Origin of the sequence: Rhodoblastus sphagnicola (assembly GCF_002937075.1) — a bacterium.
Lineage (GTDB): Bacteria > Pseudomonadota > Alphaproteobacteria > Rhizobiales > Beijerinckiaceae > Rhodoblastus > Rhodoblastus sphagnicola.
This window is the reverse complement of the sequence record NZ_NHSJ01000125.1, coordinates 1-24,587: the sequence shown is the minus strand read 5'-3', so window position 1 is coordinate 24,587 and position 24,587 is coordinate 1. Positions and strand designations below refer to the sequence as shown.

Annotated in this window: 22 protein-coding genes and 1 tRNA gene; 11 read left to right on the top strand and 12 right to left on the bottom strand. The window is 64.5% G+C overall.

Going from position 1 to position 24,587, the window contains the following annotated elements:
* Positions 1-269: 269 nt before the first annotated feature.
* Positions 270-833, top strand: a complete 564-nt coding sequence (locus tag CCR94_RS20330; protein ID WP_244594157.1) for a BLUF domain-containing protein — start codon at positions 270-272, stop codon at positions 831-833.
* 451 nt (positions 834-1,284) lie between these two features.
* Here CCR94_RS20330 and CCR94_RS20325 read toward each other — a convergent pair whose 3' ends face one another.
* The 3 genes from CCR94_RS20325 to CCR94_RS20315 all read right to left on the bottom strand — a co-directional run bounded on the left by CCR94_RS20325 (position 1,285) and on the right by CCR94_RS20315 (position 3,311).
* On the bottom strand, positions 1,285-1,674 hold the full coding sequence (locus CCR94_RS20325) for a hypothetical protein (protein ID WP_104509648.1): 390 nt from the start codon (positions 1,672-1,674) through the stop codon (positions 1,285-1,287).
* A gap of 83 nt (positions 1,675-1,757) precedes the next feature.
* Positions 1,758-2,087: a heat shock protein HspQ gene (hspQ, locus tag CCR94_RS20320; RefSeq protein ID WP_104509647.1), complete on the bottom strand. Its 330-nt coding sequence runs from the start codon at positions 2,085-2,087 to the stop codon at positions 1,758-1,760.
* Positions 2,088-2,219: 132 nt separating this feature from the next.
* Positions 2,220-3,311: an HpcH/HpaI aldolase/citrate lyase family protein gene (locus CCR94_RS20315; RefSeq protein WP_104509646.1), complete on the bottom strand. Its 1,092-nt coding sequence runs from the start codon at positions 3,309-3,311 to the stop codon at positions 2,220-2,222.
* Positions 3,312-3,458: 147 nt separating this feature from the next.
* Here CCR94_RS20315 and CCR94_RS20310 point away from each other — a divergent pair, with 147 nt between their 5' ends.
* Positions 3,459-5,045, top strand: a complete 1,587-nt coding sequence (locus CCR94_RS20310) for an NAD(P)H-hydrate dehydratase (RefSeq protein ID WP_104509652.1) — start codon at positions 3,459-3,461, stop codon at positions 5,043-5,045.
* Positions 5,046-5,048: 3 nt separating this feature from the next.
* Here the strand turns inward: CCR94_RS20310 and CCR94_RS20305 are convergent, their stop codons facing one another.
* A complete protein-coding gene (locus CCR94_RS20305; protein ID WP_104509651.1) occupies positions 5,049-5,267 on the bottom strand; it encodes an AbrB/MazE/SpoVT family DNA-binding domain-containing protein in 219 nt (72 codons plus the stop codon).
* Positions 5,268-5,398: 131 nt separating this feature from the next.
* On the opposite strand from CCR94_RS20305, the gene CCR94_RS20300 reads away from it, so the two are divergent.
* The 5 genes from CCR94_RS20300 (at position 5,399) to lon (ending at position 12,013) form a co-directional block, all read left to right on the top strand.
* Positions 5,399-5,483, top strand: a tRNA-Leu gene (locus CCR94_RS20300).
* Positions 5,484-5,545: 62 nt separating this feature from the next.
* A complete protein-coding gene (gene tig, locus CCR94_RS20295) occupies positions 5,546-6,901 on the top strand; it encodes a trigger factor (RefSeq protein WP_104509645.1) in 1,356 nt (451 codons plus the stop codon).
* Between the two features lie 321 nt (positions 6,902-7,222).
* Positions 7,223-7,858, top strand: a complete 636-nt coding sequence (clpP, locus tag CCR94_RS20290) for an ATP-dependent Clp endopeptidase proteolytic subunit ClpP (RefSeq protein ID WP_104509644.1) — start codon at positions 7,223-7,225, stop codon at positions 7,856-7,858.
* A gap of 218 nt (positions 7,859-8,076) precedes the next feature.
* Positions 8,077-9,342, top strand: a complete 1,266-nt coding sequence (gene clpX / locus CCR94_RS20285; protein WP_104509643.1) for an ATP-dependent Clp protease ATP-binding subunit ClpX — start codon at positions 8,077-8,079, stop codon at positions 9,340-9,342.
* A 244-nt stretch (positions 9,343-9,586) separates the two neighbouring features.
* Positions 9,587-12,013 carry an endopeptidase La gene (gene lon / locus CCR94_RS20280; RefSeq protein ID WP_104509650.1) on the top strand — a complete coding sequence of 809 codons (2,427 nt, stop codon included), beginning with the start codon at positions 9,587-9,589 and terminating at the stop codon, positions 12,011-12,013.
* A gap of 211 nt (positions 12,014-12,224) precedes the next feature.
* On the opposite strand, the gene CCR94_RS20275 is transcribed toward lon, so the two are convergent.
* The 3 genes from CCR94_RS20275 to CCR94_RS20265 all read right to left on the bottom strand — a co-directional run bounded on the left by CCR94_RS20275 (position 12,225) and on the right by CCR94_RS20265 (position 14,459).
* Positions 12,225-12,488 (bottom strand): con-10 family general stress protein, encoded by a 264-nt coding sequence (locus CCR94_RS20275; protein ID WP_244594156.1) that lies wholly within the window; start codon positions 12,486-12,488, stop codon positions 12,225-12,227.
* 102 nt (positions 12,489-12,590) lie between these two features.
* Positions 12,591-13,520: a heparan-alpha-glucosaminide N-acetyltransferase gene (locus tag CCR94_RS20270; protein ID WP_104509641.1), complete on the bottom strand. Its 930-nt coding sequence runs from the start codon at positions 13,518-13,520 to the stop codon at positions 12,591-12,593.
* 6 nt (positions 13,521-13,526) lie between these two features.
* Positions 13,527-14,459: a hypothetical protein gene (locus CCR94_RS20265; protein ID WP_104509640.1), complete on the bottom strand. Its 933-nt coding sequence runs from the start codon at positions 14,457-14,459 to the stop codon at positions 13,527-13,529.
* Between the two features lie 82 nt (positions 14,460-14,541).
* On the opposite strand from CCR94_RS20265, the gene CCR94_RS20260 reads away from it, so the two are divergent.
* Positions 14,542-14,793 (top strand): 4a-hydroxytetrahydrobiopterin dehydratase, encoded by a 252-nt coding sequence (locus CCR94_RS20260; protein WP_104509639.1) that lies wholly within the window; start codon positions 14,542-14,544, stop codon positions 14,791-14,793.
* 8 nt (positions 14,794-14,801) lie between these two features.
* On the opposite strand, the gene CCR94_RS20255 is transcribed toward CCR94_RS20260, so the two are convergent.
* Both CCR94_RS20255 and pepN read right to left on the bottom strand, forming a co-directional pair.
* Positions 14,802-17,189 carry a PAS domain-containing sensor histidine kinase gene (locus CCR94_RS20255; RefSeq protein WP_146090121.1) on the bottom strand — a complete coding sequence of 796 codons (2,388 nt, stop codon included), beginning with the start codon at positions 17,187-17,189 and terminating at the stop codon, positions 14,802-14,804.
* A 291-nt stretch (positions 17,190-17,480) separates the two neighbouring features.
* Positions 17,481-20,138 carry an aminopeptidase N gene (gene pepN / locus CCR94_RS20250; RefSeq protein WP_104509637.1) on the bottom strand — a complete coding sequence of 886 codons (2,658 nt, stop codon included), beginning with the start codon at positions 20,136-20,138 and terminating at the stop codon, positions 17,481-17,483.
* Between the two features lie 224 nt (positions 20,139-20,362).
* Between pepN and CCR94_RS20245 the strand changes: the two genes are divergently transcribed.
* Genes CCR94_RS20245 through CCR94_RS20240 form a run of 3 tightly spaced genes read left to right on the top strand, consistent with a single transcriptional unit; the run spans position 20,363 to position 21,553 of the window.
* The gene (locus CCR94_RS20245) at positions 20,363-20,965 is read left to right on the top strand and encodes an LOG family protein (RefSeq protein ID WP_104509636.1); all 603 of its coding nucleotides are present in this window, start codon (positions 20,363-20,365) and stop codon (positions 20,963-20,965) included.
* On the top strand, positions 20,928-21,320 hold the full coding sequence (locus CCR94_RS24730) for a hypothetical protein (protein WP_146090120.1): 393 nt from the start codon (positions 20,928-20,930) through the stop codon (positions 21,318-21,320). The genes CCR94_RS20245 and CCR94_RS24730 overlap by 38 nt, the downstream gene beginning before the upstream one ends.
* On the top strand, positions 21,317-21,553 hold the full coding sequence (locus CCR94_RS20240) for a hypothetical protein (RefSeq protein ID WP_104509635.1): 237 nt from the start codon (positions 21,317-21,319) through the stop codon (positions 21,551-21,553). Before CCR94_RS24730 ends, CCR94_RS20240 begins: the two co-directional genes overlap by 4 nt.
* Before the next feature lie 99 nt (positions 21,554-21,652).
* On the opposite strand, the gene CCR94_RS20235 is transcribed toward CCR94_RS20240, so the two are convergent.
* The 3 genes from CCR94_RS20235 to CCR94_RS20225 form a co-directional block, all read right to left on the bottom strand.
* Positions 21,653-22,420, bottom strand: a complete 768-nt coding sequence (locus CCR94_RS20235) for a Tim44 domain-containing protein (protein ID WP_338053012.1) — start codon at positions 22,418-22,420, stop codon at positions 21,653-21,655.
* Positions 22,421-22,962: 542 nt separating this feature from the next.
* Positions 22,963-23,742 (bottom strand): hypothetical protein, encoded by a 780-nt coding sequence (locus CCR94_RS20230; RefSeq protein WP_104509633.1) that lies wholly within the window; start codon positions 23,740-23,742, stop codon positions 22,963-22,965.
* A 97-nt stretch (positions 23,743-23,839) separates the two neighbouring features.
* On the bottom strand, positions 23,840-24,412 hold the full coding sequence (locus tag CCR94_RS20225) for a hypothetical protein (protein WP_146090119.1): 573 nt from the start codon (positions 24,410-24,412) through the stop codon (positions 23,840-23,842).
* Positions 24,413-24,587: the final 175 nt, after the last annotated feature.

The following is a 24,587-nucleotide window of genomic DNA, read 5'->3' as shown; positions in this document are numbered from 1 at the left end:
GCCCGCCCCGGCCGGCAAGTAAGACCAGCCTTCACGGGCCAACAGCGGGCGGAAGCGTCCGCGCCAGCGGGCCAAGCGCTGTCGCATTGTCGCGGCGCTCCAACGCCAGATCAAAGGCCACGGCTCTCCGCCGTGGCCTTTTTGTTGCTGTCGGGTTGTTCGATGCGCGCCGATCCGGTTCACGCGGTCACCTGCTCCACAGGGACCGGCGGCGAGCGGGATCGAGACCGCCCGGTCGGCCGCAATCGGCTCGGAACGCTCTCTTGTTCATGAAAACTTATCGTTCCGTTGCAATCATGGATTGTGAAACGCCAGGGTTCACGCCAAGTCATTCAAGGTTCGGTCCCATGACCAATGGCCTCTATCGGCTCATTTATTTCAGCCGCAATCGCGTCGGGCGTTCGTCCGAGGATTTTGAGCAAGCGGTGAGGAACATCCTGTCGGTGGCGCGGCGCAAGAATGCGCAGGCCGGAGTCACCGGAGCTTTGATGTATAATTCCGGCTGTTTCGTCCAGATTCTTGAGGGCGAGCGCGCCAACGTCCAGAAAATTTATGAGCTTGTGCGGCGTGATGAGCGTCACAGCGATGTCACGCTTCTTGGCTTTGAGGCTGTCGCCGAACGGGGCTTTGGCCATTGGTCGATGGCCTTTGTCGGGGCGAAAGAGTCCGATCTCGCCCGGCACGGCGTCATCGCGGAAGAAAGCGGTTTTGATCCCTCACGGATGAGCGGCCAGGCCATATTCGAATTTTTGCATAGGCTTGCGCACGAAAGGGAAGAGAAGGGAGAGAAGGAAGAGGAAATGGACAGCGAGTCGCAACAGGCCTTTGGCTGACGCGTCCCGACAGGACGATTATTGGACCTTCCATTCGGTGGAACGCCGATCATTCCCGACCGCGCGAATTGCCGCCTTCCGCCGATCTCCGCCGGTATATCTGGCGCGCGGCCCACTCTATAGGGACGGGGTGTCCGCGCTGGCAGCCTGCTAACCAACAGGGATGGTTTGACAGTGAACGTATAGGGCGCGGAAAAACATATATTGGTTATTTAATTCTTAATAGAACTGGAGAAAGTTAACGTCAGCTTGTCGCCATTCATCTCGTCTCGCGAATTTTTGGCGCTGATCTCAGGTTTAATCTGGTGTTAACGATTTTGCCCTAGCTTGATCTTGCCTTCGGAAAGGGTCCGGTTTTTTGGAAAAGGATTCTGGCGATGATCACCTTGAACGCTGCTTGCCAAAATGAGTTCGACCTGTCGGCGCGCGCGCGATCAATCGGGATGAGGACTCATCCGACTAAAAGCGCCTGACCTGCTCCAGCGCCGCCCGGATCAGGGCGATCCGGGCTTGCCTGACTTTCCGAGGCGGGCGTCGCCGTCCCGCTTCCGGCTGCGGCGTTCAGCAAGCTGAACAATTCGTCCCGAAGGGAAGCCGCCGCCGCCGCTGCGGTCGCCGCAGCGGACTCCGTGTCGGAGGTTTCCGACGTCACGCCTTCGCTGGTCCCGACCGTTCCGGTCGGCGGCGACTCTGGGACATCTTCCGGCATGTCCGGGACGCCGGGCGCGAGTTCGTTGAACCCGGCCGCCTTGGCCCGGACGGCCTTGTTGGTCTGGTACTGACGCCACTGATGCAATTGGGAGGTGGTGGTGCTGGCGCCAGTGGTTGAAAAAATGCTCATGGTCGGCTCCGTGAGAACGTGCCGGGAGGAACTTCTTTGCGAATGCGCCACAACTGTCGCAAGTCAAGCTTGCGGGGGGCTGTTCAGTTTAACATATTGCCGCGTTTGACGTAACGCCCTGAGGGACCGCGGGAGAACACCACATCCACATGCGGATTGCGCAGCGGCGTGTCATTGTCGTCGGGTACGAGATTCTGCTCCGAGACATAGGCGGTATATTCGGTGTCCGCGTTTTCGGCATAGAGATGATAGAACGGCTGATCCTTGGCCGGGCGCACATCCTCGGGGATCGACAGCCACCATTCCTCGCTGTTGCCGAACACCGGGTCGATGTCGAAGATCACGCCGCGAAACGGATATTTGCGGTGCTTCACAACCTCGCCGATACAGAACTTCGCCGCCCTGGGTTTCATCGCTGCGCCCGTCCGAGCCATCCCATAGCCGAGGACGAAATCTTAAACCCAGGCTGAACTGTGTCAATGCGCTGATAGTCTGGGCAAAAGCCTCCCGGCGCCAAGGGCGCCGGAAGTTGGCGCGCGTAAAACTCAAAACCCGTAGAGCTGAGCGAATTCCGGATCCTTGGCGGCGACCTGCCGGGCGCAATCCACCATCACCTTGGCCTGTTTCCAGGTGGCGTCGTCCTGCATCTTGCCGTCGATCATGGCGACGCCGGAGCCGTCGGGCATGGCCTCGAGAATCTTTTTCGCGAAAGCCACTTCCTTCGGATCGGGCGAAAACACCTTTTTGGCGATGGCCACCTGGTTGGGATGCAGCGACCACGCGCCGGCGCAGCCCATCAGAAAAGCGTTGCGGAACTGCGCCTCGCAGGCGGCGAGATCGGCGATGTCGCCGAACGGCCCGTAAAAACTCTTGATCCCGGCCGAGGCGCAGGCGTCCACCATCTTCGCGACGGTATAATGCCAGAGATCCTGCTGGTAGATAGCGCGAGCCGGCGCGCCGGAGGTCGCGCCGGACGGTCCTGACGCCGACAATGGCGCGGAGCCCTCGGGATCGGCCAGCACCTTGTATTCGGGATGGCCGCCGCCGACCCGCGTCGTCTTCATGGCGCGCGAGGCCGCGAGATCGGCCGGACCCAGGCTCATGCCATGCATGCGCGGCGAGGCCAGCGCGATGTCCTCGACGTTCTTCACGCCCTCGGCGGTTTCGAGCAAGGCATGGATCAGGATCGGCTTTTTCACGCCGTGGCGGGCCTCAAGCTGGGCCAGCAACTGGTCGAGATAATGAATGTCCCAGGGGCCTTCGACCTTGGGCAGCATGATCACGTCAAGCTTGTCGCCCACCGCCCCGACGATTTCGGTGACGTCGTCGAGCAGCCAGGGCGAGTTCAGGCAGTTGACGCGGGTCCACAGCCCGGTCGAGCCATAGTCATGCGCGCGCGCCATCTCGATGAAACCTTTGCGCGCGGCTTCCTTGGCGTCCGCCGGAATGGCGTCCTCGAGATTTCCGAGAATGACGTCCATGGTCGGGATCATGTCGCCGATCTTGGCCCGCACTTTTTCCAGATGCGGCGGCACGAAATGGATCATGCGCTCGACCCGCACCGGCAGTTCGCGAAACGGCTCCGGCGCGCCGATGGCGAGCGGCTTGAAGAAATTGCGCGGGCTTTTTACGGTCATGAAAATCTCCCTTGTTTGTGTTCGGCCTTAGAGCATGATCCCAAAAAGGGAAAGCCGGTTTTTGGACTAGGTCATGCGCCAACAAGGAGCCGAAAAGCGGCGTCGCCGCAATTGCATTTCCTGAAGCGACGGCCCAGACTTCCGGCCATGCCGACGCCGCCAGACCCTCCGATCGAACTGCTGACGCCCAGCGAAATGGGCCGCGCCGACGCCCTGACCATAGCGGGCGGCGTTCCCGGCTACGCCCTCATGCTCAAGGCGGGACAAAACGTCGCCGACGCGGCTTTGGACCTGCTCCGCGAAACCGGCGGCGACAAAATCGCCATTTTCTGCGGCCCCGGCAACAATGGCGGCGACGGCTATGTCGCGGCCCGTTTTTTGCGCGAAGCCGGTTTGCAGGTGGCGGTCGGCGCGCTGGGCGACCCGCGTTTTTTGCGCGGCGACGCCAAACAGGCCTTTCAAGACTGGCCGGGCGAAACCCGCGCCGTCGAGGAGATCGACTTAGGCGTCGCCGACCTCGTGATCGACGCCTTGTTCGGCGCCGGTTTTTCGCGCCCGCTGGAGGGCAGGGCGCTTCAGACGGTCGAGCGCATCAACGCCGCCGGAAACCCCGTGCTGGCGGTGGACGTCCCCTCGGGCGTGGACGGCGCGACCGGCGCCATGGGGTCAGCCTGCGTGCGCGCAAAAAAGACGGTGACTTTTTTTCGGCAAAAACCCGGCCATGCGCTGCTGCCCGGCCGCGCGGCCTGCGGCGATGTCCTGCTGACCCAGATCGGCATCGAATCTGCCGTTCTCACGGACATCGCGCCCAAAACCTTTCTCAACCTGCCGTCGCTGTGGCGCGAACACCTGCCCAGGCTGCAAATCGAGGGCCACAAATATGCGCGCGGCCATCTGCTGGTCGCCTCCGGGCCGATGACGCGCACCGGCGCGGCGCGACTGGCGGCGCGCGCCGGCCTGCGCGCCGGCGCCGGCCTCGTCACCCTGGTCAGCCCGACCGAGGCCCTGGCCGTCAACGCCGCCCATCTCACCGCCATCATGCTGCGCGCCGCCGATAGCGCCGACGACTGGCGCGACCTGCTGGCCGACCGCCGTTTTTCCGTCTGCGTGTTCGGGCCGGCGTTCGGGACGGGGCGGAAAACGGTTGAGATCGCCGAGGTCTTGCTGGCCGCGGCGGAAGAAGACCGCCCGCTCGCCCTGGTGCTGGACGCCGACGCCCTCACCGCCTTCGCGCCGGACTGGGAGGTGTTGGCGCAACGGATCAAGGCCAGCGCCGCCCGCGTCGTCCTGACTCCGCACGAAGGCGAATTTTCGCGTCTGTTCAGCAAGAAAGCCGAAACAGCGCCGCCTGTGAGTCCGAGCGAGCGCGCGCCCTCCCACGAAAGTCTGGCGCAACCCGCTGACTTCACTTCAAAACTGGATCGCGCCCGCGCGGCGGCCGAGGCCGTGGGCGCGGTGATCGTGCTGAAAGGCGCGGATACGGTGGTGGCCAGCCCCGACGGCCGCGCGTCCATCGCCGCCAACGCCCCGCCGACGCTGGCGACGGCGGGATCTGGCGACGTGCTGGCCGGCCTGATCGGCGGCCTGCTGGCCCAGAACATGCCGTCCTTCGAGGCTGCGGCCTGCGCGGTCTGGCTGCACGGCGAGGCGGGAAACCTGTTCGGCCCCGGTCTGATCGCCGAGGATTTGCCGGACCTGCTGCCGAAGGTTCTGGCGGGTCTGGCCAGGAGTTGATGTTTACCGAGGCGCGGCGTGGGCGCGCAAAAAGGCTGCGCAGGCCGCCAGCGCCATTTTCCGTGCGAAGGACAGGTCGCGGGGCGTCAGCCTGAAACTCCCGTCCGGCGCCTCGACGAGATAAAGCGAATCCCCCTTGGCGACCTTCGGGCGCGCCAGAATTTCCTCGGGAATGATGACGCCGGTCAAGCCTCCGACCGCCGTGAGCTGCAACGCAGTCATGGGCGCGCCCCTCGGATTTTGCATAATTATTTCGATAGTAATGCCGCCGTCATCGCGCGAAAAGCCGTTCCCGCCATTTTTTTGCTGCGAACCGCCGCGCGCATTGCTATAGAGCGCCCCTTGCACAGCGCGCGGGCGTGGCGGAACTGGTAGACGCGCCGGATTTAGGTTCCGGTGGCTGATGTCGTGGGGGTTCGAGTCCCTCCGCCCGCACCACGGCGCAGCTTCCACGGTTTCGATGACCCCGGCCCGCCGGGCGTGAAAAAAAGGTTTTGGTGATGCAGGCTACGGAAACGCTCTCGCAGGGGCTGAAGCGCGAATATCAGGTGGTTCTCCCGGCGGGCGAACTGGCCGAAAAGCTCGACGCCCAGATCGCGGGCATGAAGGACAAGGTCCAGCTCAAGGGTTTCCGGCCCGGCAAGGTGCCGGTCGCCCACCTCAAGCGCGTCTATGGCAAGTCGATCATGGGCGATGTCGTGCAGGAGGCGGTCAACGCCGCCCAGCAGAAAATCCTCGACGACAACAAGCTGCGCCTCGCCGGCGCGCCCAAGTTCACTTTCCCGGAAGACCGGACCGAAATGGACAAGGTTCTGGAGGCCAGCGGCGACCTCACCTTCTCCATCACCTTTGAAATCCTGCCGGCCATCGAGGTCGGAACCTTCGATGACCTCGAGATCGAGCGTCTGGTCGCGGAAATCCCCGCCTCCGACATCGAGGACAGCATCAAGCGGCTGGTCGAGCGCAACCGGCCCTATAATGCCCGCGAAGAGGGCGCCGGCGCCGAAAATGACGACAAGCTGACCATCGACTTCGTCGGCAAGATCGGCGACGAGGCTTTTGAGGGCGGCACGGCGCAGGGCGTCGATGTCGTGATCGGCTCGGGCCAGTTCATTCCCGGCTTTGAAGAGCAGTTGATCGGCGCCAAGGCCGGCGAGGACCGCACGGTCACCGTCACCTTCCCGGCCGATTATTCGGCGGAAAACCTCGCCGGCAAGGAAGCCGTGTTCGACGTCAAGGTGACGGCCGTCGCCGTGCCGGCCGAACAGGCGGTTGACGACGAATTCGCCAAGGGCTTTGGTTTCGAAAGCGCCGAAAAGCTGCGCGAAGCCGTGGCCGAGCGCATCAAGGGCGATTACGACAAGGCCTCGCGCGAAAAGCTGAAGCGCGCCCTACTCGACGCGCTCGACAAGCGCTACGCCTTCGATCTGCCGCAGGACTTGCTGGAGCAGGAATTCCAGGGCATCTGGAATCAGGCGCTGGCGCAGCAGCGCACGACCGGCAAGACGTTCGAGGACGAGGGTACGACGGAAGAGGCGCAGCGCGGCGATTACCGCCGCATCGCCGAACGCCGCGTGCGTCTCGGCCTGGTGGTGGCCGAGGTCGGCGATTCGGCCGGCGTCCAGGTCAATGACGACGAGGTGACGCGCGGCATTGTCGAGCAGGCCCGCCAGTTCCCCGGCCAGGAAAAGATGCTGTGGGACTATTACCAGAAGAACCCGCAGGCTCTGGCCCAGATTCGCGCCCCGATTTTCGAGGACAAGGTGATCGACCACATCCTGTCCAAGGCCAAGGTCACGGAAAAGACCGTGTCCAAGGAAGAATTGTTCAAGCCGATGGATGACGAACTGGCGTAAGGCTCCCGTCCCGTTTCGGACGACGCGCCCGCGCCTGAACGCGCGGGCGCGTTTCGTTTTGACATGCCGTTGCGTAAGCCAAATCCTTTGAAAAACAGCATAATATTTAGGGTTTGTTGAGGCGTGAGCTGGTACATCTGTTGGATGTTTTCGTGAGGACCAGGGGGCGAGCGCGTCGCGCGCAAAACGGCCCCAGATTTGCATGATGGGTTTGCGCTGACGGCGCGGCCATTGCCACCGGGCGAAAGCTCATTATGTTGGCGATATGGGAATGTGGTTGCCGCCCAAGGGAGGCAGCCAAGACGGTTCAGAGGATGATCCATGCGCGATCCGATCGAAGTTTATAGCCAGTATCTCATCCCGCAGGTCATCGAGAACACGCCGCGTGGCGAGCGTGGCTTCGACATCTATTCCCGCTTGCTGCGCGAGCGCATCGTGTTCCTGACCGGCCCGGTCGAGGACAGCATGGCCTCGGTGATCATCGCCCAGTTGCTGTTTCTGGAGGCGGACAATCCGAAGAAGGAAATCTCCATGTACATCAACTCGCCGGGCGGCGTGGTCACGGCGGGCATGGCGATCTACGACACCATGCAATTCATCAAGCCCAAGGTCTCCACGCTGTGCGTGGGGCAGGCGGCCTCGATGGGTTCGCTGCTGCTGTGCGCCGGCGAGGCCGGCATGCGCTTCGCGCTGCCGAACGCGCGGATCATGGTCCACCAGCCCTCGGGCGGCTTCCAGGGCCAAGCCTCCGATATTGTTCGCCATGCTGAAGACATAATGAAGGTCAAGAAGCGCTTGAATGACGTTTATGTGCATCACACCGGCCGGGATTACGAGACGATCGAGCGCACGCTCGACCGCGATCACTTCATGTCCGCCGACGAAGCCAAGGATTTTGGCCTGATCGACAGCGTTCTGAGCAAGCGTCCGGACGAAAAGGCCGACGAGAAGAAATAAGGCCCCGGCCGTCCGCGGCCGGCGATCGTGACGCGCCGTGAACAACGGCATAGCTTGTCATCCGCGACGATCGGCTTAAACTGGCCGGTCGACGCGGATGAACCCGGAGCGCCGGAAGGGGCGCGCTGATCGTCGGTCCGGCGGCGGTTTTTTGGGCGCGGCGTGGCCGCAAAAGCCCCAGAGCAGCCGGGCCCAAACCGGCGGCCAAGGAGAGATGAATGAGCAAGGTTGGCGCCAGCGACTCGAAGAACACGCTGTACTGTTCGTTCTGCGGCAAGAGCCAGCACGAGGTGCGCAAGCTTATCGCAGGCCCGACTGTGTTCATCTGCGACGAATGTGTCGAGCTGTGCATGGACATCATCCGCGAGGAGAATAAATCGGCGCTGGTCAAGACCCGCGACGGCATTCCCACGCCGAAGGAGATCTGCAAGGTGCTCGACGATTACGTGATTGGCCAGTTCTCGGCCAAGCGCGTGCTTTCGGTCGCGGTGCACAATCACTACAAGCGCCTGAACCACGCCAGCAAGCATTCCGATGTCGAGCTGGCCAAGTCGAACATTCTGTTGGCCGGACCCACCGGCTCGGGCAAGACCTTGCTGGCGCAGACGCTCGCTCGCATCCTCGACGTGCCCTTCACCATGGCCGACGCCACCACGCTGACCGAAGCCGGCTATGTCGGCGAGGACGTGGAAAACATCATCCTGAAACTGTTGCAGGCGTCCGACTACAATGTCGAGCGCGCCCAGCGCGGCATCGTCTACATCGACGAAATCGACAAGATCTCGCGCAAGTCCGACAACCCGTCCATCACCCGCGACGTGTCGGGCGAGGGCGTGCAGCAGGCCTTGTTGAAGATCATGGAAGGCACGGTGGCCTCGGTGCCTCCGCAGGGCGGCAGGAAGCATCCGCAGCAGGAATTCCTGCAAGTGGACACCACCAACATCCTGTTCATCTGCGGCGGCGCCTTCGCCGGCCTCGACAAGATCATCTCGAATCGCGGCAACAAGACCTCGATCGGTTTTCAGGCCCGCGTCGAGGGACCGGACGAGCGCCGCAGCGGCGAAATCTTCCGCCAGGTCGAGCCCGAGGATCTGCTGAAATTCGGCCTGATCCCGGAATTCGTGGGGCGTCTCCCCGTGATCGCCACGCTGGAGGATCTCGACGAGGACGCGCTGAAGCGCATCCTGACCGAACCGAAGAACGCGCTGGTCAAGCAATACCAGCGGTTGTTCGAGATGGAGAATGTCGAACTGTCGTTCCAGGACGAAGCCCTCAACGTGATCGCGCGCAAGGCCATCGATCGCAAGACCGGCGCGCGCGGCCTGCGTTCGATCATGGAGGGCATCCTGCTCGACACCATGTTCGACCTGCCGGGCCTCGAAGGCGTGGAGCAGGTGGTGATCGGGCCGGAAGTGGTCGATGGCAAGGCCAAGCCGCTCTACATCTACGCGGAACGCGCCGAAAAGACCGGCGCCAGCGCCTGATATCCAACACTTGAACCCAAAGCTCCGCTTTGGGTTCAAGCCAGCGCAAAAAGCCTGGACGAACTTGAAACTGGGGCGGCGACGCCCCATTTCCGTCGGTATGCTCCACGCCGCCGAGGCCTTGAACAGGATCGGACGGCGCACGGAAGGGGGCCGGCGCTCGCAAGAGGCCGTTCCCTCCGTTCCGTGGGCGGTCCGGACCTTGCTACGCCGGGCCGGTCCGCCGCGACAGAAGGATGAAACCATGACCACCACCAAGCGCGAACTGCCTCCCGCCGGCGTCACCGAGGTCTTCCCGGTGCTGCCCCTGCGCGACATCGTCGTCTTCCCGCACATGATCGTGCCGCTGTTCGTCGGCCGCGAGAAAAGTATCCGCGCGCTTGAAGAGGTGATGAAGGCCGACAAGCACATCCTGCTGGCCACCCAGATGAACGCGGCCGACGACGACCCCAAGCCCGAGGCGGTGTTCTCCGCCGGCGTGCTGGCCAGCGTGCTGCAATTGCTGAAACTGCCCGACGGCACGGTCAAGGTGCTGGTTGAAGGCGTGGCGCGCGCCAAGGTCGGCAAATACGTCCGCACCGACGAATATTACGAGGCCGAGGCCACTGTCACCCCTGAGGACAAGGTCGATCAGGTCGAGGCGGAGGCGCTCGCCCGTTCCGTGGCCTCGGAATTCGAAGGCTATGTCAAGCTCAACAAGAAGGTCTCGCCGGAGGTGGTCTCCGCCGTGGCGCAGATCGACGATCCCGCCAAGCTGGCCGACACGGTGGCCTCGCATCTGTCGGTGAAGATCGGCGACCGCCAGTCCGTGCTGGAAATGACTTCGGTGGTGAAGCGGCTGGAGAAGTGCCTGGCGCTGATGGAAAGCGAAATCTCGGTCCTTCAGGTCGAGAAGCGCATCCGCACCCGTGTCAAGCGGCAGATGGAGAAGACCCAGCGCGAATATTATCTGAATGAGCAGATGAAGGCCATTCAGAAGGAGTTGGGCGACGAGGACGGCAAGGACGACCTCTACGAACTCGAAGAAAAGATCAAGAAGACCAAGCTCTCCAAGGAAGCCCGCGACAAGGCCACCGCCGAGTTGAAGAAGCTGCGGCAGATGTCGCCGATGTCGGCCGAAGCCACGGTGGTGCGCAACTATCTCGACTGGCTGCTGTCGATTCCGTGGGGCAAGAAGTCCAAGATCAAGAAGGATCTCAACTCGGCCCAGGAGCTGCTCGACGCCGAACATTTCGGCCTCGACAAGGTCAAGGAGCGCATCGTCGAATATCTGGCGGTGCAAAGCCGCGCCAACAAGCTGACCGGTCCGATCCTGTGCCTGGTCGGCCCGCCCGGCGTCGGCAAGACCTCGCTGGGCAAGTCGATCGCCAAGGCGACGGGGCGCGAATTCGTGCGCATGTCGCTCGGCGGCGTGCGCGACGAGGCCGAGATTCGCGGCCATCGCCGCACCTATATCGGCTCCATGCCCGGCAAGCTGATCCAGTCGATGCGCAAGGCGAAGACCAGCAATCCGCTGTTCCTGCTCGACGAAATCGACAAGATGGGCCAGGATTTCCGCGGCGACCCGTCGTCGGCGTTGCTGGAGGTGCTCGACCCCGAGCAGAACGCCGCGTTCAACGACCACTATCTCGAAGTCGATTACGACCTGTCCAGCGTGATGTTCGTGACCACGGCCAACACGCTGAACATTCCGGCGCCGCTGATGGACCGCATGGAGATCATCCGCATCGCCGGCTACACCGACGACGAGAAGTCGGTGATCGCGCGCAAGCACCTGATTCCCGCCGCGACCGCCAAGCACGGCCTCGGCGCCGACGAGTGGATTGTGGAAGACTCCGCTCTGGTCAAGATGATCCGCCGCTACACCCGCGAAGCGGGCGTGCGTAATCTGGAACGCGAGATTTCCAACCTGGCGCGAAAAGCCGTGAAGGAAATCCTGATGTCCAAGCCGAAGAAGGACCGGATCGTCTTCAACGAGGACAATATCGAGACCTATCTTGGCGTGCCCCGCTATCGTTATGGCGAGGCGGAACTGGAGGACCAGATCGGCGTGGTCACGGGCCTCGCCTGGACGGAAGTCGGCGGCGAGTTGCTGACCATCGAAGGCGTGATGATGCCCGGCAAGGGCCGCATGACCGTCACCGGCAATTTGCGCGACGTGATGAAGGAATCGATCTCTGCGGCCGCCTCCTATGTGCGGTCGCGGGCGGTGGATTACGGCATCGAGCCGCCGGTGTTCGAGAAGCGCGACATCCACGTGCACGTGCCGGAAGGCGCGACGCCGAAGGATGGCCCGTCGGCGGGCGTGGCCATGGCGACGGCGATCGTGTCGATCATGACCGGCATTCCCGTGCGCCGCGACATCGCCATGACCGGCGAGATCACGCTGCGCGGCCGGGTGCTGCCGATCGGCGGCCTCAAGGAAAAGCTGCTGGCGGCGCTGCGCGGCGGGCTGAAAAAGGTTCTGATCCCCGAGGACAACGCCAAGGATCTGGTGGACATCCCGGATTCGGTGAAGAACAATCTGGAAATCGTGCCGTGCTCGCGCATGGAGGAAGTGCTGCGGCACGCGCTGTTGCGCATGCCCGAGCCGATTTCCTGGGAAGAGGGCGCGGTCAAGGCGGACAGCCCGGACCATGACGACGACGGCGTCGGCGTGGTCGCGCACTGAACCCCATCGTCAACTCTGATTTTTAAGGCCGGGGCATTGCCCCGGCCTTTTTCGTTGCGGCGCCCGGCGCCGATCCACATGCCCGCGACCGGCATGCCCGGTGGCGGAGAGGGGCGGCCAAGCCAATGGCCGCCCCTCTCTCGAGTCCGGTCTGTTGGTCCGCTCTGATTCTTCTTGCGCGCCGGTCGCCTCGTCTGTTCGGGGCGCGCCGTTACTCGGCGGCCGGATGGGCGGCGCGTCCGCCCTTGCGGCCGGCGCTCTTGGCGAGATCCTTGTCGCGGGCGAAGCTGCGATTGCCGGGATTGACGCTCTTCCCGCCCTTGCGCCCGGCTTCCGCCGCCAGGCTGGCGTTCTGGGTGAAGCTGCGCTTTTCGCGCGGCACGGCCTCGCCGCCCTTGCGCGCGATCGCCCGCTGCTTTTCGGGATCCATGGAGGCAAAGCCTCGCGTCGACTTCTTCGGTGCTGCGTTTTCCATAGGTTTCCTCTGCGGTGTTGGGACCAATGTCCCTCCAACGCGGCAAGCGCAGCTTTGGCTTCATCGATTGTCGAATTTTGCGATCACGATTTCGTGATCAGGCTACCGCGCCGAATCCGCGTAGCAGGCCACCGCGTCATCATGGGTTTGCGCCTTTTGCGCATCGCTGAGCGCGCCGGAGACCAGCGCGCGCCAGTGGCCCGCCGCCTTGGCGCGGCTGACGACACAGGCGCAGGAGGTCTCGCACAGCGAATCGGAAGCGCCGGAGGCGTAACATTGCGCGACGCATTGCGCCGTGAAGGCGGCTTCGTCGGTGGCGGTCGCCTGCGGGCCGATCAGGGCCAGCGCGCCATAGAGGAGGGGCTGGTGGATGAGGTAGAAGGCGAGCGAATGGCGGCCGAGCCAGGCGAAGGGGGCGATGAGGCGCCGGTTTGGCTCCCTCTCCGCGCGCGCGGGGAGAGGGCGTCGCGCGGCGGCCACGCCCAGCAGCAGGAAGCCAAGCCAGGGCAGCAGGGGCCGATAATCCTGGCTGGCGGGTTGGAAAGTTGAAAGACCCGTCCACCAGAAAAGTTTGGCGTCGAACACGGGCGCGGCGAAAAAGCCCGGCGCCGCCAGCGCCAGCGCCGCCGCGCCGAGGATCGCGGCGACCGGCGCCTCGACCAGGGGCAGAGCGAAAAGACTCGACAGCGCGATGCAATGCAGGATGCCGAAGAAAATCGGCGCATCCGGGAAAAGCTGGAAGCTCACGAGGGTGATCGCGCCGGCCGCCGCCGCGACCTGCCCCCAACGCCGCCAATAATGTGGATCGCGCCACAACGCGACCGCGCGCGCCCGCCGCGCCAGCACGAGACTGTAACCGGACAGGAACAAGAAACTTGCGGCGATCGCATGGCCGAGCAGGTGAAAATCCCGCGACGCCGTCACCGCGCCGTCGATCCAGCGGAACGCCGCCAGGTCCCAGGTGAAATGATAGGCCGCCATGGCCAGCAGCGCGCCGCCGCGCGCCGCGTCGATCCAGGGGAGGCGGCGCATCTTGGCTTACGGCCGGAAGTGGGAAAAAATCATGTCGGGCGCGGACTGGTTGTGCCGCGACGGCGTGACGCGCCCCGCCCAAAGCTCGGTGACAGCGCCGCCCTTCCACTGAAGGATCGGCGCCTCGCCCCAGCCGGCGCCGTCTTTTTCGCGCCAGGCGACCGAGGAGACGTCGGCATTGCCTTCGCTGACATACATGGAGCGCATCGCGGCGAAGGGCAGTCTTTCCGGCATGGCCCCGGAATAGCTCACGTCGAGCGCGACATGCTCCTGATCCACCGCCTTCAGCGTCACCACCGCCGAACCGCCGCGCGAAAAATTGAGCGTGAACGCCTTTTTCTCGGGATCGAACACAATGTCCTTCAGCGCGACAATGGGGCGGTCCTGCACCTCCACCGGGCCGATCAGGAACGAGGAGCCATAGGCGGTCCAGCGCATCTCGCCGAACGGCAGGGGGCGGATGCGCCAGTAGCCATCGGACGGGTAGAGCACCAGAACCTCTTCCGCGCGCTCGCGATAGAGCATCCACAGCTGGATGTAGTTGAAGCCGGTTTCGACGCGGTCGCCGACCTTGATCGGCACGGTTCCCGGCCGCCAGAAGGCCGGATCGGTCAGGCCGGTCAGCCAGAGCGTGGGGGATTCATAAAACGTCTTGCGCGGCAGGGCGCCTTCGCCGTGCGGCATGTTGCAGGCGGAAAAATCCGGCGCCCAGCGGTCGTTACGGATCATGCCGACATAGGAGGGGTGCGTCGCCTGGACCTCCATATGCCGCACGTCAGGCGAGACAAACTCCAGCGCCACATTGTCGCGTTCGGCGCAAAGCTCCGGCGTGGAGCGATTGTTGACGGTGACGGCGGTCTCGTTGACGAGGCCCCGCGCCCCTTCGGCGCAGGCGGGGGCGGCGAGGAGAAAAAGGGCAAGAGACAGTGTCAGACGCATGGACGATTCCGGTGAGGCTGCCCACATCAGGGCTGACGCCTTTTAGCCTGAGGCGGGGCGTCTCGCAAAGGGGAGGACGGCGATGCAATTTCCGGATGGATGGAGCGGCGACGACAAGAGAAGGGCCAAGTGCTTTCAATTTTCGGGCTTTGCGCCAGCGCTGGCCTTTATGGTCGAGGTTGGGCTCTATTGCGAGCGCGTCGACCATCACCCGGAGTGGAAGAATATCTACAATAAAATCTGGGTCGAACTCACCACCCACGATTCCGGCGGGGTGACGGACAAGGATCTGGCGCTCGCCGAACACATGGAGACGGTTTACGCGCGGGGTTGAGGCGCGTGTCACGCCGCCGTGGTCAGCGCGATCTTGTTGGCGCTGGCGTCGTGGGAGCCGGGCAGGGTGAAGCGCACGCGCGCCCCTTGGCCCGGCGCGGACTCGATCCGCAACCGGCCGCCGTGCAACTCCACCAGCGAGCGGGCGATCGAAAGGCCGAGGCCCGGTCCCTTCATGCCATCGACCATCAGCGGCGATTTCTGCTCGAACGGACGGCACACCTGCTTGATTTCTTCCGGACTCATGCCGCAGCCGGTGTCTTCCACCGTGATTTCGCAGCCCGCCCCTTCGGCCCGCGCGCGTAAAACGACGCTGCCGCCCTGGGGCGTGAATTTCAGCGCGTTCTTGAGCAGGGTGTCCAGGATTTTCGCCAGCGCCCCGGCGTCGGCGAAGGCCATTTCGTCGCGCGGCGCATCGAGCGTCAGCGTGACCTGCTTGGCGTCGGCGGCGGCCTGGAAATCGGCGGCGGCCTGGTCGAGCGCGTGGGCAAGATCGATTTCGCGCGCGGCCACCGTCACCTGTCCGGCCTCCAACCGCGACATTTCCAGCACGTCGCCGATCACGGCGCGCAGATATTCGCCGGATTTTCTGATATCGCCGGCATAGCTGAGATAGCGGTCGTGGCCAATCTCGCCAAAAATCTGGTTTTCCATCATTTCGGCGAAGCCGATGATGTGGGTGAGCGGCGTGCGCAGCTCATGGCTCATGTTGGCGAGGAAATCGCTCTTGGCGCGATTGGCGGCCTCGGCCACGGCTTTCTGTTCGAGATAGCGCTCGGCCAGTTCGGCGAGCTGTTGGGCCTGCAACTCCAGGGTCTGCCGGGACTTGCGCAGGTCGGCGATGGTGGCCATCAGCTTGCGCTCGCCGTCGAGCAGGCCCTGCTCGTGGCGCTTGAGGTCGGAAATGTCGGCCCCGACGGAGACATAGCCGCCGTCCTTGGTGCGGCGCTCGTTGATCTGCATCCAGCGGCCGTCGGCGAGGCGCGCCTCGTAGACCCGGCCGCCGCCGTCGGCGTCGCGGACGGTTTCGCTGGATTCGACCAGCGGCTGCGACTGCGCCATCACCTGCGCATAGGACGCCCCGGTGGCGATGCTGGCGTCGCTGAGGCCGTGCAGGCGCTGGAACTTCGAATTGCACAGCACCAGCCGGTTGTGCTCGTCCCACAGCACGAAGGCGGCGGAAATGGTCTCGACGGCGTCGCGCAGACGGCGGTCGGCGGCGGCGCTGTGTTCGGCGAGGCGTTGCTGCTCGGAAATGTCGATCGCGATCCCCACCAGATGCGGCTGGCCGTCGCCGGCGTCGCGGATCACCTGGGCGCGGGCGCGCAGCCAGACGAACGACCCTTGCGCGTCGCGCATGCGGAAGGCGTGATCGACGGTTTTGAGCTGTCCGGCGGTGAGTTTTTCCGCGATTTCGGCGAGATCGCCGTCCTCCGGGTGGAGCAGGGCGCGAATTTCGCCAAAGGAGAGGAATTCGGGCCGCGCCGGCATGCCCAGCAGGTCGTACATCGACTGCGACCAGTGGATGCGGCCGGTCGCGAGATTCCAGTCCCACAGGCCGCAGCGGCCGCGGTCGAGCGCCGCGTCGATGCGGGCGCGGATGCGGGCGCGCTCGGTTTCGGCCTGGGCGGCGCGGCGGGCCTGGGTGGCGAAGGCGAAGGCCAGCAGGCCCAGCATCGCGGCGGTGGCGAGCAGCAGGAGAACGGTGCGGCAGGCGGCGGCGCGCCATTCGGCGAAGGCGTGGTCGATCGGCTGAACGACGGCGATCTGGCCGAAGGGGCCGTCGAGATTGCGCACGGCGGCCAGCATCACCGCGCCGTTCGGCGCGGTGACGCGCATGGCGCCGGCCTTTTCGCCGAGGACGGTGGGCGGCGCGCCGCCGAGGCGGTCGGCGAGTTGTCCCGCGCCGATCCCACCTTGGGGCAGAGTCGCGACGATCTGGCCGGCGCGGTCAGTCAGCAGGACGGAGCGCCCGCGGGCGACGATGTGGCGACGGGTGGAATCGAGCAGGACGGTCGCCGGCGCGCCGGGGGCGGCGTCGCGCAGGGCGGCCTGGACATCGTCGGCGGCGAGTTGGCCGATGGCTTCGAGTTCGGACAGGGCCTCCGGTTCGACCTGGTAATAGGACTGGAGCGTCGCGTCGAGGGCGAGGCCGAGCAGCAGCAGCAGGAACAGACTGGCCGCGACGGGAACCAGGACGCGCAGCCTGGACTCCAGACGCGCGGAGTCGAACAGCGACGGCCGGCGCTGCGCGGGCGGCCCTGGCCGGGGCGGAGGCGTGTCCACGGCCGCGACGGGCGCAGCCGGACGCTCGCCCTCCGAGCCAATGGCGAAGAGCAATCCGGAGGGTGTCGTGTCCAGGCAAAAGGACGAGTCTGCCGCGTTCGCACGCGCCATGCATGGCTCTCCCGTCAGGGGGGTCGGTTTCTGAATTTTGGGCTGAATCGAAGCGACCAACGCTGCTTCCGAATCAGTCTTATGAGAATCCTAAGGCGCAAATTTGTCCAGAGTAAATTTTCAGTAAACTTGCGAAATCAGGGCGGCAACGCTTGAGCTGCCTGCCGGTTCGACAGGGAAATGGCGATGCGTAAAGATGAGGACGCTACGAAAACAAAAGGGTAACAGTGAAGAAGCGGACACTGACGTTACGTGAAAAGTGGACCCCGCTTCCTCGGAAATATTACTTATTTACGCAAGGGCGCGCTGCACGATGTCGCGTAAATCTGGAGAAAGTTTCGGGGCGTCGGAAACATTCTTTAGGGCCTGTTCGGCCTGGGCGCGGCGCTCAACTTCCAGATTGCGCCAGGATCGGAAGGCGGAGAGAACGCGGGCCGCGACCTGTGGATTGACGCGGTCGATCTCCAGCGCCAGATCGGCGACGAACCGATAGCCTTCGCCGCTGGCGGCGTTGAAGCAGAGCGGATTGCCATTGGCGAAGGCGCCGATCAGCGCATAGACGCGGTTGGGCGTGGCGATGTTGAAGGCATGAATCTTGGTCAGCCGCTTGACCCGCGCCAAAGTGTCCGGCTCGGGAATGGTCGCCTGCAGCGAGAACCATTTGTCGGTGATCAGCGGTTCCTGGCAATGGGCGCGGAAGAAGAAGTCCAGCGCCTTCTCCCGTGTCGGGGTCGGCAGGCGGCTCAGCACCGTGAGCGCCCCCATCTTGTCGGTCATGTTGGTGGCGCGCTGGAATTGCGTGAGCGCGATATCGGCGCCGTCGGCGTGATTGCCGGCCGCGTAGAGATCGAGGCAGGCGCTGCGCAACGCCCGCCGGCCGGCGCTGGCGGCGTCGGGCGAATAGGCCGCGTCGGAATGGAGCTTGTCGTAGACCGTCACCAGGCGTTGGCCGAGGCGCCGGCCTATGCCGTCGCGCAAGGCTTTGCGCGCCAGAAAGATCGCTTCCGGATCGACATCGCAACCGATGTCGCGGGCGAGGTCGTTTTCGCTGGGCAGCGCGGCCATTTGCGCGGCGAAGGCGGGGTCGCCTTCGTAACCTTCCAGCGCGCGGCCCAGGGCCTCCGCGAACTTTTCCGAAAATTCCGGCATTTCGCCGGCGCGGATGGCCGCGGTGGAGCGGATCATCAGTCGCGTGGCGAGGCTCTGCGCCGCCTGCCATTTGTTGAAGGGGTCGCTGTCATGGGCCATCATCAGCAGCAGGTCGTCCTCGGAAAGGTCCATTTCGAGGATTACCGCCGCGGAGAAGCGGCGGTTGACCGAGGCGACCGGCGGCGTCGGCACGTTCTTGAACACGATGGCGCGCTCGGCTCCAGGCAGTTCGAACACGCCGAATTTTGCCTCGCGCGCACTCCAGGGTTCATCCTGGACCATGGGAATTTCGGCGCCGTCGCGGCCGATCAGGCCGATGCGGATCGGCATGGGCAGCGGCTTTTTCGTGGTCTGGCCGGGCGTGGGCGGCGTCTCCTGCCGCAGGGTGAGCGTGTAGGTCTGGGCCTTCGCGTCATGGACGCCCTTGACATGGAGGCGCGGCGTGCCGGCCTGCGCGTACCATTGCGCGAACGAAGCGAGGTCGCGCTTGGCCGCTTCGGCGAAGCAGGACAAAAAGTCTTCTATCGTCGCGGCCTTGCCGTCGAAGCGCTCGAAATAGAGCGCCATGCCGGCGTGATAGGCGTCGTGGCCGATCAGGGCGCGGAGCATGCGCACGATCTCGGCCCCCTTCTCATAGACGGTCGCGGTATAAAAGTTGTTGATTTCGCGGTACGTATCCGGGCGGACGTTATGGGCGAGCGGGCCGGCGTCCTCGGGGAATTGCGCCGCCCTGAGCGCGCGCACGTCGCTGATGCGCTGCACGGCGCGCGAGCGCTGGTCGCCGGAGAATTCCTGGTCGCGATAGACGGTCAGGCCTTCCTTGAGGCAGAGCTGGAACCAGTCGCGGCAGGTGATGCGGTTGCCGGTCCAGTTGTGGAAATATTCATGCGCCACGACGCTCTCGATCCGGGCGTAATCGGCGTCGGTCGCGGTTTCCGCCACCGCCAGGATGTATTTGTCGTTGAAGATGTTGAGGCCCTTGTTCTCCATCGCGCCCATGGTGAAGTCGGACACGGCGACAATGTTGAACACGTCGAGATCATATTCGCGGCCATAGACGAATTCGTCCCAGCGCATGGCGTGGATCAGGCTTTGCATCGCGTAATAGGCGCGGTGCTTCTTGCCCTTTTCCACGTAGATGCCAAGATCGACCTTGCGCCCGGAGGCGGTGGTGAATTCGTCATGGATGGAATCGAGATCGCCGCCGATCAGCGCGAACAGATAGCAGGGCTTGGGATGGGGATCGCGCCAGATGGCGTAATGGCGCCCCGGTCCGGCCTCGCCCGCCTCGACCCGGTTGCCGTTCGACAGCAGGATGGGCGCCTCTTCCTTCGAGGCCTCGATCCGCGTGGTGAACACGGCCATCACGTCGGGCCGGTCGAGATAATAGGTGATGCGCCTGAAGCCTTCGGCCTCGCATTGGGTGCACCAGGTGTTGTTGGAGCGGTACAGGCCTTCCAGCCGCGTGTTGGCGGCGGGGTCGAGTTCGGTTTCGATCTCCAGCGTGAAGGCGCGGCGCGGCGGTTCGGCTATGGTCAGGCGCTCGGGGGTCGCGACCTCCGCGAGGTCGAGCGGTTGATTGTCCAGCACGGCGCGCAGCGGTTTCAGGTCGCCGCCGTCGAGCGCCAGCGGCGCGCCCGCCCGGCCCAGCGGGTTGGGACGAAGGCGCAGGCGGGACACCACGCGCGTCGTCTCGTCCAGCCGGACGTCGAGTTCCACCGTGTCGATCAGATAATCGGTCGGACGATAATCGGCGAGGCGGGTCGGGCCGTGGGCGGCGGAATCGGAGTGCGCGGACATGGAACGCTCTTGGAAGTCTCGGACGATTGCATCGGTCAGGCAGCTTTTAGTCTTCCAACGGTCAAATGACCATTCCCCAAAAGAATTTCGATGTCACAAGATGTCAGAAAAGCACTTTGCCGACGTGCAAAATCGCCCGGACGTTCTTGACCCGGGACCACCCGAACCGGCAGGAATACAGACGGGCCAGCCGGGTCCAGGACAGCCGACTCCAAGAGGAATGCATGACGGGTTCGGGGAGAATCGCCAACATCTGCGTCTATTGCGGCTCCTCGCCGGGCCACGATGAGTCCTTGATGCGGGCGGCGGAGCATTTTGGCCGCATTCTCGCGGAAAACGGCATCGGCCTCGTCTATGGCGGCGGCAATCTCGGCCTGATGGGCGCCGTGGCGAGGTCCGCGCTCGACGCGGGCGGCCGCGTCACCGGGATCATTCCGGGATTCCTGGCCAAGCGCGAGCATATGCTCGAAGCGGTGCAGGATCTGCTGGTGGTCGAGGACATGCATTCGCGCAAACGGCTGATGTTCGAGAACGCCGACGCCTTTGTCGCCTTCCCCGGCGGCATTGGCACGCTGGAGGAACTGGTCGAGCAATTGACCTGGGTGCAACTCGGACGGCACGACAAGCCGGTGCTGATCGCCGATCTCTCGGGGTTCTGGGCGCCGCTGCTGGCGCTGCTCGACCACATGCGGGAAACCGGCTTCATCCGCCGCGACTACGAGGCGCGCTATCTCATCGCCGACCGGGTCGAGGACATCCTGCCCGCCTTGCGCGCGGCCTATGCCGTCAATGCGCGGCCCCGCCGGAGCCTTCCGCAAGAATTTTAGCCGATTCTTCCTCGGCGACCATCTCGGCGCCAAAATTGAGGCGCACGAAACAAAACCAATCCCGCGAACAGGCGATTGTCCCCCCGAGTCCGCAACCAAATCCCGGCTTCCGCGTCTTCCTGCATGCGATGCAGTGGAATGTGCGGCAAGCCCGCGCCGCATTGAGGATGCGCCTTATGACTCCCTGGGCTTCCGCGAGATCGCTTCGAAATCCGCGTTCCCGCGCAAGGCGGGCGAGCGCCACATATGGGCCGATCCACGCGAGACCGGCGCCAACCCGGGCGAAAGCTCCAAGGGGATGAACATGAACGGCCAGACGCCGACAGGGCGGCGGGCGACAGGAGAGTTGGCATGAACAGATGGTTTCCGGCCGTGGCGGCCCTGGCGCTGACCGCCGGCATCGCCGTGGGCCAGGGCGCGGCCCTCGGCGGGCCGGGCCTGCCCGGCGCGGATAAAGGCGATTGGCGCCGCCGCGAGGTGGTGCGGACCTATCGCGACAACGAAGGCTGCAAAATCAGCGTGATCAGCTATCACCACGGCGACGGGGATGTCGAAACCCGCCAGAGCCGCGATTGCGGTCGCGACTAGAGCATGATCCCAAAAACCGGTGTCCACTTTTTGGGATCATGCTTTAGCGCTTCGCCTTCGTCGATAAACAGGGCCGCGAGGTTCGCGGCCCTGCAAAGGTCAGGTTTGCTGAATGGCCGACAATTTCCAATCCGTGGCCGCCCCGCCCGGACGGCGCGCGAATGTCCAGACTTCGGTCGAAACCGCCGGCGTCACGGGATCACCCGAGACGACCTTGCCGGTCGCGCGATCAACCATCGTGTCGATCAGCGAGAAGCGCATCGCGACGCTCGCATAATCGCTTTCGGGCTCGCTCCAGGCTTCCGCAAGATCACCCTGCAGAAGGGTCACGTCGGAGATTTTGTTGACCTGCCCCTTTTTTGCGGTCTCTTCGATCTCCGCAGCGAAATATGAGGCCATTTCAGGCGTCGCCAGAGCGCGCAAAGCGGCCATGTCCTCGGCGGCATAGGCTTTTTGGATGAGGCCGAGGCGCTGTTCGAAAACATTGAAATCAGCGGGACTGATTTCGAGCTTCACGGTTCTGCCAGTCCCTCCGCCAAGGCCCCCGAAACCGCCAAGACCGGGGCGCGGAGCTTGCGCGGCGCCGCTGTCGTATGCGGCGCCTTGATGCGCCGGCTGGCGCCTGCGCAGGAAGCCCATGACGAATTTGAACAGGAGGAACAGCAGCCCGATCTGAAGCACGAGGCCCAGAATCGACGATAGTCCGCCGAGCCCGCCACTGAGCCCGCTTCCGAACAGCATGCCGATCAACCCGGCGCCGACAAGGCCGCCAAGCAGGCCGCGCCCGAAACCGCCGGACATGAAGCCGCCGGCGTTCATGCCCGTCGCTCCGGCATTCTGCCCCATCCCTGGCGACGGGGACGTCATGGAACGTTCGATCGGAGCGGCTGGGCGAGGCGCCGTCGCGGTTGGGGGCGGAGCGCTGAACGTGCGCGTCCCGCGACTGCCGATGGAGCCGCCAGCTCCCGATTTGGCGAAGCTGTCGGCGGAACAGCCAAGGGCGACAAGGGCGGCCAGAGTGAAAATCAAGGTTTTTTGGCGCATGGCCATGGTTTCGTCCTGAGGTTGCACGAGCGTGTCGCCGCCCGCATGGCTTATATTGTTTATCGTCGGTCAAAGTGCAAAGGCGGCGGCCGGGTCCGGGCCTCCGGTTATGACGATTGATGCTCCGCAGCGATGAAAAACGCCCGGGGGTTATGCTTTCGGCTTGCCAGTCACCGGGTCAGAAGGAAGGCCGCCCCCCAATGCCGGCGTTTCCTGCGGCTAGGCGACGACGAACGTCTGGCGGCTCAAAGTCAGGCGGAAACGCGCGACCTTATGGTCTGCTTGGCGCCGGCAAGTTTGACTTGCTCGTGGCGCCAATCAAATTGGCAGACCTCGCCCGGCGCAAAATTCAGAGGAAGCGCTGGTCATTCCGCCCAGCGACCGTCGGCCGCGATAAAGCCGCGGTCGGTCATCACCACCCAGCCGCCGCCGCGCCTTTCGATGCGCTGCACCCTGGCGCCGCCGGCCAGCACATCGCCGGGGCCGATTTCCTCCACCCCATCCTCGCCCTCGACCACCGCCAGGCCTTCGTTGACGTCGCGCAGAACGTAGCCGCGATAGGGTTTTGGCGCGGACGCTTGCGGTTTCAAGGAGACTGGGCTGGCCATCGGTTTTGGCAGCGGCTTGCCGATCGAGGCGGTGGGCGCGCGATCGATCAGGCGGGCCGGCGGTTGCGGCAAGGCATGCTGCAGGGTTTGCGGCAAGGCTTGCGGCGCGGCTTGGGCCTGCTGCTGCGGCGCTGGTTTGGTCTCCTTCGCCGGCGGCGTCGCCAGCTTCTCGACCTGGGCGTGCAAGGTCCGCGATTGGGCCTTTTCCTCGGCGAGGCTCTTTTGCAGGGCCGCGACGGCGGCGTCGGACTCGCGCGCCTTCTCGACTTGCGCCTCCAGCTTGCCTTTCAGGCCGTCCACATGCACGCGCAGGGCGGCGACCTCCTTTTTGGCTTTTTCCGCGTTGTCGGCGGCGGCCTGCGCCGCGATCTGCTCCGGCGACGGGCCGCGCAAAGAGTCGATCTTCGCGCCGGCCCCCCAGCCGAGGGCGACGAGCAGCAGGGCGGCGCCGGCGGGGATGGCGGCCTTCTTCCAGTTGGGCCTTTCGTCGCGATTGGTTTTCTGGAGGGCTTGAGGCAGGCGGACGAGATCGTACATCGGACGGCTCCGAAAGAGATGATCCTCTTTCACACCGGAAATTGTCGCTATTTTGGCTTAATCCAAGCTGAATGGAGAAAGCCCGCCGAAAAAAAACTCATTGTTCGCCTTGATAGGAGCCGACCACCCGCACCACCTTGCCGTCGCGCTCGATCGAGACCGGTTGCGCCGAGGGCGCCGGAGCGGCGCGCGTCGCGGTTTTCGCATCCGGCGCCGCCGTCGCGGCCGGGCGCTTCAGGCCTTGCAGGGTTTCGCGCAGCCCTTTGGCCAGATTGGGGTCGTTGGCCGGAACGAATCGGGCCGCGCTGGGGTGCTCGGGGTCGCCGCCCATATAGACCATCAGGCCGCTGGGGCCGGAAACCACGTCGCCGCGCCGCAGCGTATTGTCCTGGAGCGCCAGCATGGCCGGGTCCTTGCCGGCCTGCGCGGCCTTGAGCGCCAGATTGGCCTCGATCTGGGTCTTGCCATGCCTTTCGCCGCGCGCCGCGCCCTTGTTGGCGTGCTTGGGCGGCGGCGCATGCGTGACGGGGTCGGAGGGCGCGACGGCGGCGGCGGGCTTTTCCCGAACGCCGAAAAGTTCCTCCCAGAAACCGGCCTGCGCCGGCGCGGCGGTGGCGAGCAACGGAAGGCTGAAAATGAAGGCGAGTGTGCGCGAACGAGCGGGCGTCATGGCTTCGACAAACCTGGAATGCGCGCGGGAAGGCCGCGCGCGAACATGATAGGGATTGGAGGTGAACCTATCATTGACGGCGCGCCACGTCGCGCCGCGTCGCCGCCAAAACTTCACTTTTTGGAGATTCCACACCGCTGTTGCGCCAATGTCTCAGCGCCAGGCATGAATTTAT

Coding starts and splice junctions, on each gene's coding strand:
- CCR94_RS20330 (WP_244594157.1), top strand. CDS start 270: ATGAAAACTTATCGTTCCGTTGCAATCATGGATTGTGAAACGCCAGGG.
- CCR94_RS20325 (WP_104509648.1), bottom strand. CDS start 1,674: ATGAGCATTTTTTCAACCACTGGCGCCAGCACCACCACCTCCCAATTG.
- hspQ (WP_104509647.1), bottom strand. CDS start 2,087: ATGAAACCCAGGGCGGCGAAGTTCTGTATCGGCGAGGTTGTGAAGCAC.
- CCR94_RS20315 (WP_104509646.1), bottom strand. CDS start 3,311: ATGACCGTAAAAAGCCCGCGCAATTTCTTCAAGCCGCTCGCCATCGGC.
- CCR94_RS20310 (WP_104509652.1), top strand. CDS start 3,459: ATGCCGACGCCGCCAGACCCTCCGATCGAACTGCTGACGCCCAGCGAA.
- CCR94_RS20305 (WP_104509651.1), bottom strand. CDS start 5,267: ATGACTGCGTTGCAGCTCACGGCGGTCGGAGGCTTGACCGGCGTCATC.
- tig (WP_104509645.1), top strand. CDS start 5,546: ATGCAGGCTACGGAAACGCTCTCGCAGGGGCTGAAGCGCGAATATCAG.
- clpP (WP_104509644.1), top strand. CDS start 7,223: ATGCGCGATCCGATCGAAGTTTATAGCCAGTATCTCATCCCGCAGGTC.
- clpX (WP_104509643.1), top strand. CDS start 8,077: ATGAGCAAGGTTGGCGCCAGCGACTCGAAGAACACGCTGTACTGTTCG.
- lon (WP_104509650.1), top strand. CDS start 9,587: ATGACCACCACCAAGCGCGAACTGCCTCCCGCCGGCGTCACCGAGGTC.
- CCR94_RS20275 (WP_244594156.1), bottom strand. CDS start 12,488: ATGGAAAACGCAGCACCGAAGAAGTCGACGCGAGGCTTTGCCTCCATG.
- CCR94_RS20270 (WP_104509641.1), bottom strand. CDS start 13,520: ATGCGCCGCCTCCCCTGGATCGACGCGGCGCGCGGCGGCGCGCTGCTG.
- CCR94_RS20265 (WP_104509640.1), bottom strand. CDS start 14,459: ATGCGTCTGACACTGTCTCTTGCCCTTTTTCTCCTCGCCGCCCCCGCC.
- CCR94_RS20260 (WP_104509639.1), top strand. CDS start 14,542: ATGCAATTTCCGGATGGATGGAGCGGCGACGACAAGAGAAGGGCCAAG.
- CCR94_RS20255 (WP_146090121.1), bottom strand. CDS start 17,189: ATGGCGCGTGCGAACGCGGCAGACTCGTCCTTTTGCCTGGACACGACA.
- pepN (WP_104509637.1), bottom strand. CDS start 20,138: ATGTCCGCGCACTCCGATTCCGCCGCCCACGGCCCGACCCGCCTCGCC.
- CCR94_RS20245 (WP_104509636.1), top strand. CDS start 20,363: ATGACGGGTTCGGGGAGAATCGCCAACATCTGCGTCTATTGCGGCTCC.
- CCR94_RS24730 (WP_146090120.1), top strand. CDS start 20,928: ATGCGCGGCCCCGCCGGAGCCTTCCGCAAGAATTTTAGCCGATTCTTC.
- CCR94_RS20240 (WP_104509635.1), top strand. CDS start 21,317: ATGAACAGATGGTTTCCGGCCGTGGCGGCCCTGGCGCTGACCGCCGGC.
- CCR94_RS20235 (WP_338053012.1), bottom strand. CDS start 22,420: ATGACGTCCCCGTCGCCAGGGATGGGGCAGAATGCCGGAGCGACGGGC.
- CCR94_RS20230 (WP_104509633.1), bottom strand. CDS start 23,742: ATGTACGATCTCGTCCGCCTGCCTCAAGCCCTCCAGAAAACCAATCGC.
- CCR94_RS20225 (WP_146090119.1), bottom strand. CDS start 24,412: ATGACGCCCGCTCGTTCGCGCACACTCGCCTTCATTTTCAGCCTTCCG.